This is a genomic window from Mesorhizobium sp. B2-3-11, assembly GCF_006442215.1.
In the GTDB taxonomy this organism is placed as follows: domain Bacteria; phylum Pseudomonadota; class Alphaproteobacteria; order Rhizobiales; family Rhizobiaceae; genus Mesorhizobium; species Mesorhizobium salmacidum.
The window spans coordinates 170,405-179,301 of record NZ_VFVS01000013.1; the positions used below are offsets into that span (position 1 = coordinate 170,405).

Annotated in this window: 8 protein-coding genes and 1 tRNA gene; 3 read left to right on the forward strand and 6 right to left on the reverse strand. The window is 63.6% G+C overall.

Annotated features, from left to right (window positions below; all coding sequences use genetic code 11):
• Entirely contained in the window at nt 1-744 is a 744-nt protein-coding gene (gene lipB, locus FJ960_RS18975) for a lipoyl(octanoyl) transferase LipB (RefSeq protein WP_140716019.1), read from the reverse strand.
• A gap of 234 nt (nt 745-978) precedes the next feature.
• On the opposite strand from lipB, the gene FJ960_RS18980 reads away from it, so the two are divergent.
• Nucleotides 979-1,063: transfer RNA gene (locus FJ960_RS18980), tRNA-Leu, on the forward strand.
• Between the two features lie 259 nt (nt 1,064-1,322).
• Here the strand turns inward: FJ960_RS18980 and sucD are convergent.
• The 5 genes from sucD to FJ960_RS19005 all read right to left on the reverse strand — a co-directional run bounded on the left by sucD (nt 1,323) and on the right by FJ960_RS19005 (nt 6,417).
• The gene (sucD, locus tag FJ960_RS18985; RefSeq protein WP_140502582.1) at nt 1,323-2,222 is read right to left on the reverse strand and encodes a succinate--CoA ligase subunit alpha; all 900 of its coding nucleotides are present in this window, start codon (nt 2,220-2,222) and stop codon (nt 1,323-1,325) included.
• Nucleotides 2,223-2,236: 14 nt separating this feature from the next.
• Complete coding sequence (locus FJ960_RS18990; RefSeq protein WP_140716021.1) at nt 2,237-3,421, reverse strand: malate--CoA ligase subunit beta; 1,185 nt, start codon at nt 3,419-3,421, stop codon at nt 2,237-2,239.
• Nucleotides 3,422-3,472: 51 nt separating this feature from the next.
• Nucleotides 3,473-4,423: a CoA ester lyase gene (locus FJ960_RS18995; protein WP_140502585.1), complete on the reverse strand. Its 951-nt coding sequence runs from the start codon at nt 4,421-4,423 to the stop codon at nt 3,473-3,475.
• 11 nt (nt 4,424-4,434) lie between these two features.
• Entirely contained in the window at nt 4,435-5,625 is a 1,191-nt protein-coding gene (locus FJ960_RS19000; protein ID WP_140502586.1) for an aminotransferase class V-fold PLP-dependent enzyme, read from the reverse strand.
• A 123-nt stretch (nt 5,626-5,748) separates the two neighbouring features.
• Nucleotides 5,749-6,417, reverse strand: a complete 669-nt coding sequence (locus FJ960_RS19005; protein ID WP_140716023.1) for a response regulator transcription factor — start codon at nt 6,415-6,417, stop codon at nt 5,749-5,751.
• 376 nt (nt 6,418-6,793) lie between these two features.
• Here FJ960_RS19005 and mgtE point away from each other — a divergent pair, with 376 nt between their 5' ends.
• Nucleotides 6,794-8,212, forward strand: coding sequence for a magnesium transporter (gene mgtE, locus FJ960_RS19010; protein ID WP_140716025.1), 1,419 nt, complete (start codon nt 6,794-6,796; stop codon nt 8,210-8,212).
• Nucleotides 8,213-8,350: 138 nt separating this feature from the next.
• Nucleotides 8,351-8,737 (forward strand): MerR family DNA-binding transcriptional regulator, encoded by a 387-nt coding sequence (locus FJ960_RS19015; RefSeq protein ID WP_006203215.1) that lies wholly within the window; start codon nt 8,351-8,353, stop codon nt 8,735-8,737.
• Nucleotides 8,738-8,897 lie beyond the last annotated feature (160 nt).

Sequence of the window (8,897 nt, forward strand, 5' to 3'; positions counted from 1 at the left end):
TCAGCCGGTCTTGCGGGCCACTTCGGCGGGCAAGGCCACGGCTGCACCGAACACATCTTTGAACGCGGATTTCAGCGCGAGATCGAGATCGGCCATCGTCACGGGAAGGCCAAGGTCGACGAGGCTGGTGACGCCATGGTCCTGCACGCCGCAGGGCACGATGCCGCCGAAATGGGAAAGGTCCGGCTCGACATTGATGGCTATGCCGTGAAAACTGACCCAGCGCCGCAGCCTGATGCCGATTGCCGCGATCTTGTCCTCGCCCAGTGAGCCGTCCGGCAAGGCGGGGCGATCGGGCCGCACCACCCAGACACCGACCCGGTCCTCGCGGCGCTCGCCGCGCACGTTGAAGGCGGCGAGCGTACCGATGATCCACTGTTCGAGTGCGGCGACGAAGGCGCGCACGTCCTCGCGCCGGCGCTTCAGGTCGAGCATGACATAGGCAACCCGCTGGCCGGGCCCGTGATAGGTGTATTCGCCGCCGCGACCGGCCGCGAAGACCGGAAAGCGGTCAGGCTCGATCAGGTCCTCGATGCGGGCGCTGGTGCCGGCGGTGTAGAGAGGCGGATGCTCGACCAGCCAGACCATCTCGCCGGCGGCTCCGCTGCGGATCGCCTCGGCGCGCGCCTCCATGAAGGCCAGCGCATCGGGATAGGCGGTAAGGCCAGGTTCGACCAGCCATTCTACCGGCGCCGAACCGGGCAACGGGAGGAACGACGTGGCGATCTGGCTGCGTTCTGTCATGGTGTGTCGCTTTTACTTATACATGTCGTGGTCCCAAAACCGCCTTGCACTTTTGGGCGACATGCCTTTGGCCTCCATATGGCGACATCAGGCGCAAACGTCCAGTTCGGATGCTCATTGCAATCCTGTGGAACGTTATGCCCATTGCCGGACATTATTGCTCATCGCGCACTTGTTTCGCCGGAAACGATTTGCTACACGCCGCGAGCCGGTCGGTTCCGGCTCCTACCACGTGCGGTCGTGGCGGAATTGGTAGACGCGCAGCGTTGAGGTCGCTGTGGGGCAACCCGTGGAAGTTCGAGTCTTCTCGACCGCACCAAAATTTCCTGAAGCAAGCCTTCGGACGCGTTGATGTCAACGCCGGCAATCTGGCGATCATCAGACCATGAGTACGGTGCCGACCTTCCTATAAGGGCCGGACCTCGGGTCCATTCGGCAGATCGATGGTCACGACGAGGCCGCTTGGCTGGTTGTCGTGCAACTCGATCTTGCCGCTGATTGGAAGAGACCGTTGGCGGCGCATTCCAGTCGCGCCGCCTCGTGCTCGGCAACGGCCCGCGGCCGCTTGTTGGTGAAGGTTAGGCCGCCTTCTTCGTTCGCTCCAGCGTATCGGCCACCACATCGCCGAAGGACGACGGCGTCGGCACGATGATGACGCCGGCCTCTTTCAGGATCTCGACCTTCTCCTGCGCCGACTCGCCGAAGGCCGAGATGATGGCGCCGGCATGGCCCATGCGGCGGCCTTTCGGGGCCGAAAGCCCGGCGATGTAGGCGATCAGAGGCTTGCGCATATTGTCACGCGCCCAGATCGCGGCTTCCGCTTCCTGCGGTCCGCCGATCTCGCCGATCATCACCACTGCGTCGGTTTCGTCATCCTGCTCGAACAGCTTCAGAACGTCCTTGAAGGAGGAGCCGTTGATCGGATCGCCGCCGATGCCGACGCTGGTCGATACACCGATGCCGAGCGCCTTCATCTGCGAGGCGGCCTCGTAGCCCAGCGTGCCCGAGCGGCCGACGATGCCGACGCGGCCAGGAAGGTAGATCGAGCCGGGCATGATGCCCATCAGCGCCTGTCCGGGCGTGATGATGCCGGCGCAATTCGGCCCGACCAGCCGCATGCGGTCCTCGAAGCGGTAGCGGCGCATGTAGCGCTTGACCTGCATCATGTCCTGCGAGGGGATGCCGTCGGTGATGCAGACGCAGAGCTTTATCCCCGCATCCGCGGCCTCCATGATCGAATCGGCGGCGAAGGGCGGCGGCACGAAGACGATGCTCGCCTCGGCGCGGGTTTCGCGCACCGCGCCCTTGACGGTGTTGAAGATCGGCAGGCCAAGATGCGTCTGGCCGCCCTTGCCGGGGGTGACGCCGCCGACGAGCTTGGTGCCGTAGCGCTTCATGTCCTCGGCATGGAAACTGCCGATCTTGCCGGTGAAACCTTGCACGATGACGCGCGTGCTGCGGTTGAGCAGGATTGCCATTTTTCTGTCCTCCCTCAGGCTGCTTTTTTCTTGGTGGCCGCGCGCCACGCGGCGACGGCTTTTTCGGCGGCTTCGGCGAGCGTGTCGGCGACGATCACCGCCTCGCCGGAATCGGCCAGGATCTTGCGCCCTTCCTCGGCCCTGGTGCCGGAAAGCCGCACCACCAGCGGCACGTTGACGCCGACCTCGCGGATCGCCTTGATGACGCCTTCGGCAACCCAATCGCAACGGTTGATGCCGGCGAAGATGTTGACCAGGATGGTCTCGACATTCTTGTCGCCGAGCACCGCGCGGAAGGATTTCGCCACCCGCTCGGGCGAAGCGCCGCCGCCGATGTCGAGGAAGTTCGCCGGCTCGCCGCCGGCGATCTTGATCATGTCCATGGTCGCCATGGCGAGCCCGGCGCCGTTGATGATGCAGCCGATATTGCCGTCGAGGCCGACATAGGAGAGGCCACGGTCGCTGGCGAAGGTTTCGCGCGGGTCTTCCTGGCTCTTGTCGCGCAATTCGGAGATTTCGGGCCGCCGGAACAGCGCGTTCTCGTCGAACGACATCTTGGCGTCGAGGGCGACCAGGCTGCCGTCGCGGGTCACCACCAACGGATTGATCTCCAGCATCGAGGCGTCGTAGTCGCGGAACACCTGGTAACAGCTGAAGATGGTCTCGGTCGCCTTGCCGATCAGGCTGTCCTCCAGCCCGAGCCCGAAGGCGATCTCGCGCGCCTGGAAGCGCTGCATGCCGACGCCCGGATCGACGGTGGCGAGGATGATGGAATCCGGCGCTCTTTCGGCAATCTCCTCGATCTCAATGCCGCCGGCGGCCGAGGCGACGATCATGACGCGCTCTTCCTTGCGGTCGAGCACGAAGCCGAGATAGAGCTCCTGCGCGATGTCGACGGCTTCCTCCAGATAGAGGCGCGAGATCAGCTTGCCGCGCGGGCCGGTCTGGTGGGTCACCAGCTTGCGCCCGAGCATGGCCTCGGCGGCGCTGGAGATCTCCTCGTCATTGGCGCAAAGCTTGATGCCACCGGCCTTGCCACGGGCACCGGAATGAACCTGCGCCTTCAGCACCCATTTGCCGCCGCCGATCTCGCGCGCCCGGTAGGTCGCCTGTTCGGGACTGTAAGCCAGGCCACCGCGCGGCACATGCACTCCATGCCGGGCGAGCAGTTCCTTGGCCTGATATTCGTGGATGTCCATTTTTTCTCCTCCCCAAATCGTCGAAGTGCCGCGACGCGCGGTTCTCGTTGGCTAGTTAAGCTGGCCGGCGCGTTCGATGGCGTCATTAACCACCAGCACGTTGCGCGCCATGCGTTCCGATGCGGCGTCGATCATCTTGCCGTCGAGCGCGGCAGCACCCTTGCCCTGCGCCTCGGCTTCCTTCAGCACTTCGAGGATGCGGCGGGCGCGCGTGACTTCCTTCTCCGGCGGCGAGAACATCTCGTTGGCCAAGGCAATCTGCGAGGGATGGATCGCCCATTTGCCTTCGATACCGAGTGCGGCCGCGCGCCTGGCGGCCGCCTTGTAGCCTTCCGGATCGGAGAAATCGCCGAACGGCCCGTCGATGGCGCGCAACCCATAGGCGCGGCAGGCGACGGTCATGCGCGACAGCGCGAAATGCCACTGGTCGCCGGGATAGTCGGGGTTGAGGCCGCCGATATTGACGGTGCGTGCCTTGTTGCTGGCGGCATAGTCGGCAACACCGAAATGCATGGCTTCCAGCCGGCCTGGCGTCGCGGCAATCGCCTCGACATTGGCCATGCCGAGCGCGGTCTCGATCAGCGCTTCCAGGCCGACACGGGTCTTGAATCCCTTGGCCATCTCGATCTGGTTGACCATGGCCTCGACCATATAGAGGTCGGCCGGCACGCCGACCTTCGGCACCAGGATGGTGTCCAGCCGGTCGCCGGCCTGTTCCATCACGTCGACGACGTCCCGGTACATGTAATGGGTGTCGAGGCCGTTGATGCGCACCGATACGGTCTTGCCCCTGGCGCGCCAGTCGATGTCGTTCAGGGCCTGGATGATGTTCTTGCGGGCGCGTTCCTTGTCGGGCGGGGCGACAGCGTCCTCGATGTCGAGGAAGACGAAGTCGGCGGCGCTGTTGGCCGCCTTGTCGATCATCTCCGGGCTGGAGCCGGGAACCGCCAGCTCGCTGCGCTGGAGCCTGAGTTTCTTGAGGTGGTTGATGGTGTGGCTCATCTTCTGTCCCCTCAGGCCGCTTCGGCGACCGGCATTGCCGCCGAGGCGCGGAAATGCTGGATGGCGGCACCGACGCCGGAGCCCGGCGCCAGCCGCACGCCGCAATCGAGCAGCGCCATTTCAGCTGACGACAGCGAGGCCAGCACCATCACCTCGTTGAGCCAGCCGAGATGGCCAATGCGGAAAACCTTGCCGAACACCTTGTTGAGGCCGCCGCCGAGCGACGTCTGGTAGGCCTGGTAGGCGCGCTTGACGACGTCGCCGCTGTCGATGCCATCAGGCACGAGGATGGCGCTGACCGTGTCCGAATGCCATTTCGGCGCCTTGGCGCAGAGCTTCAGGCCCCAGGCATCGACCGCCTTGCGCACGCCTTCGGCGAGGCGATGGTGACGGGCGAAGATGGCGTCGAGCCCTTCATCCTCGATCAGGTCGAGCGAGGCGCGTAGGCCGCGCAGGAGCTGTGTTGCCGGCGTGTAGGGAAAATAGCCGGCATCGTTGGCACGGATCATGTCCTCGAAGGAGAAGAAGCAGCGCTGGTGGGTGGCGGTTCTGGAAGCCACGAGCGCCTTCTTGCTGACCGACAGGAAGCCGAGGCCGGCCGGCAGCATGAAGCCTTTCTGCGAACCGCTGACGGCGCAGTCGACACCCCATTCTTCCTGGCGAAAGTCGATCGAGCCGATCGACGAGACGCCGTCGACGAAAAGCAGGGCAGGGTGGTTCGCATCGTCGAGCGCTGCGCGGCAGCCGGCGACGTCGCTGGTGACGCCGGTCGCCGTCTCGTTCTGGGTGCAGAAGATCGCCTTGATGCGGTGCGTCTTGTCCGCCTTCAGCCGCTCGGCATAGAGGTCAAGCGGAACGCCGGTTCCCCATTCGCAGTCGATCACGTCGACCTCGAAGCCGAGCCGCTCGGCCATGTCGACCCACAGATGGGAGAACTGACCGAAGCGAGACATCAAAACGCGGTCGCCGGGGCTGAGCACATTGGTCATCGCCGCTTCCCAGGCACCGGTGCCGGAGGACGGATAGATGAAGACGCGGCCGGTCTCGTTCTTGAAGACGCTTTTGATGTCTTCGAACAGTGGCAGGGTGAGGTCGGGGAAGGTGGCCGCGCGCATGTCCTCCATCGGCAGGTTCATCGCCTGCCGCACCTGTTCGGGGATATTGGTCGGCCCGGGAATGAAAAGATGGGTGAAACCGGCCATGTGCGAACTCCTCCTGATCCAGCAAAGCGGTGGTGGGGAGTTTCGTTTCGACGGCTGATGTCAACAATACCTTGGCGGGTAAGAACTTGCCGCGTGCGGGTGGGTATGGCCTACCCGGTTGCCCTACCCGAAAGGCTGCTTCTGGCTGCGCCTCTCTCGTGAATAGAGCGCGACCGCCATGGCGCGGTTGCGGACGTCCAGCTTGTCGTAGAGATTCTTGAGATGGTACTTCACCGTATTCTCGGAGATCCCGGTCCGGGTCGCGATCTGCAAATTGGTCCAGCCATCTGACAGTACCGCCAGCAGTTCACGCTCGCGCACGGTAAGCCGGGACAGAGGCGTGTCGTTGACCTTGTTGATGTCGATATAGGGGATGCAGATGCGGCCGTGCGCGACAGCCAGGATCGTGTCGAAAATGATGGCGGGATCGTCGAACTGGAAGCAGTAGCCTTGCGCGCCGAGGCGCACACACTGTTTCAGGATGCCGATGTCATGGTCATTTGAGAAGACCGTGATGCGGATGTTGAGCTTGCGGCCCTGGACCTCGGCCAGGATGTCCGCGCCGTCCATGTCGGAGAGCTTCCAGCCGATCACGGCGACATCGAACTCCTGTACCGCTGCAAGCTCCAGGAAATGCCTGCCGCTTTGTACCGAGGCCAACAGTTCGAAGCGCCCGTCGCAGTCCAGCATTTCGCGCAGAGCCGATATGACGAGCGGATTGCGTTCGGCCACGACCACGCGAACGCGCCGCTCTTCGATTGCCTTGTTCTCTGTCCGTGACCTGATCTTCAAGGGCTTCCGGCTTTTTGTTGCGGCCTGGCGGGGCCAGCCGATGCCTGGACCTGCATCATGACAATTCTGCTCCAATGGCGCGGGGGTGCTCTTTCCCCAGCGACATCGGCTGTCGCGCCGCAGGAAGCCGAAGCGTGGCCTGCTTTTGATGAAATCGACAGTTCGCGCGGGCACGACAACTCGGCATCGGTGAGCGGGCAAGCATGTGTTTGGCCTGAAATTCCCGTGCGTTGGAAGAACATGTTGCGAAGTTGAAGCGCTCCGGGTCGCCGTCACTTTTGTATGGGCACCGGACCGAAAACCGGTTTCCACTTTGCGGACTCATGGTCTAGACCTGATTTGCACCTTTTCCGGATTCTGATGGCGGGAGGCGCTGGTGGAAGGCCAGGACGAACGGACGACCGGCGCCAGGGCCGCCGACGAGCACCACGCTGATATCTATGGCGAGGACGGTGCCGTCCTATCGTCCTTCCTTGCCCAGATTGGTGCGGCGATCGCCGATCGCGATACGCTGACCCTCAAGCGCCAAGTCGACGACCTGCATCAGTCGGAACTTGGCGACCTCATCGAGGCGCTGCACCCCGAACAGCGGCGCGCGCTGGTCGAACTGCTGGGCGCCGACTTCGATTTTTCCGCGCTGACCGAAGTCGACGAGGCGATCCGCATGGATATCGTCGATAACCTGCCCAATGCGCAGATCGCGCAAGCCGTGCAGGCACTCGATTCCGACGATGCGGTCTACATCCTCGAAGACCTGGAGCCGGAAGACCAGGACGAGATCCTGTCGCAGCTGCCGTTCACCGAGCGGATCAGGCTGCGCCGTTCGCTCGACTACCCGGAAGAGACCGCCGGGCGGCGCATGCAGACCGAGTTCGTCGCGGTGCCGCCTTTCTGGACCATCGGCCAGACCATCGACTACATGCGCGAGGACAAGAACCTTCCCGACCGCTTCAGCCAGATCTTCGTCATCGATCCGACCTTCAAGCTGTTGGGCGCCATCGATCTCGACCAGATCCTGCGCACCAAGCGCGCGGTCAAGGTCGAGGAAGTCATGCATGAGACGCGGCACGCCATCCCGGCCACCATGGACCAGGAAGAGGCGGCGCGGGACTTCGAACAATACGACCTTTTGTCGGCCGCCGTCGTCGACGAGAACGAGCGGCTGGTCGGCGTGCTGACCATCGACGACGTTGTCGACGTCATCCAGCAGGAAGCGGAGGAGGACCTGCTGCGCATGGGCGGCGTCGGCGACGAGGAGCTCTCCGACAGCATTCTGGCGACCTCGCGCTCGCGCGTTCCCTGGCTGCTCGTCAATCTGCTGACGGCATTTTTGGCGGCATCGGTGATCGGCCTGTTCGATCGCACGATCGAGCATATCGTCGCCCTCGCCGTGCTGATGCCGATCGTGGCCGGCATGGGCGGCAATGCTGGTTCGCAGACCATGACCGTCACCGTGCGGGCGCTGGCGACCAGGGATCTCGACATCTACAATGCCGGCCGCATTATCCGCCGCGAAATGGGCGTCGGCTTCATCAACGGCATCGTCTTCGCGATCCTGATCGGCATCGTCGCGGCTGTCTGGTTCCATGACCCCAATCTGGGCGGCATCATCGCGGCGGCGATGATCATCAACATGTTCGTGGCGGCCCTTGCCGGCATCCTGATCCCGTTGCTGCTCGACCGGTTCAAGGTGGATCCCGCGGTCGCTTCGGCGGTTTTCGTCACCACCGTTACCGATGTCGTTGGATTCTTTGCCTTCCTCGGCCTCGCGACCTGGTGGTTCGGCGTCCGGTAAGCGTCTTAATTGACTTTTACGTAAATGCCGTGCGAGGCTCGTGCGGGGTGCCGCGTCGATTCCGGCGGGCAAGGGTTGGTTCGGGACAGATGGGCGACGCCGCATGGCGATCACCCGGAATTCCGGCATGGAGTGACAATGCGGGAATATTATTCGATCACCGAACTGACCCGCGAATTCGACGTGTCGACGCGGACGCTGCGTTTTTACGAAGACGAGGGACTGGTGCAGCCGGTGCGGCGCGGCCGTACGCGGCTGTTTCGCCCTTCCGACCGTCACCTCATCCGGCAAATCATGCGCGGAAAACGGCTCGGCTTCTCGATCAACGAGATCCGCGAGATCATCCAGATGTACAAGGAGCCGCCGGGCGAGGTCGGGCAGCTCAAGCTGATGATCAAGCGCATCGAGGAAAAGCGCGAGGACCTCAGGCAAAAGCGCCGGGACCTCGAGGAGACGCTGGCCGAACTCGATCAGGCCGAGGAGTCTTGCGTCGAGCGGCTGGTCGAGCTCGGGGTCAACACCTAGCCGAAATTTCGAGATGCCGGCGGGACAGCGCCCTCTGTCCTGCCGGACATCTCCCCACAAGGGCCTGTTGCGCAATTCTGGCGTTGTGATTCACTTCGATTATTGCTCGGAGGGATTTGCGATGGCGGTGAAGCGGACGGGACAGATGAGCTTTGTCGAG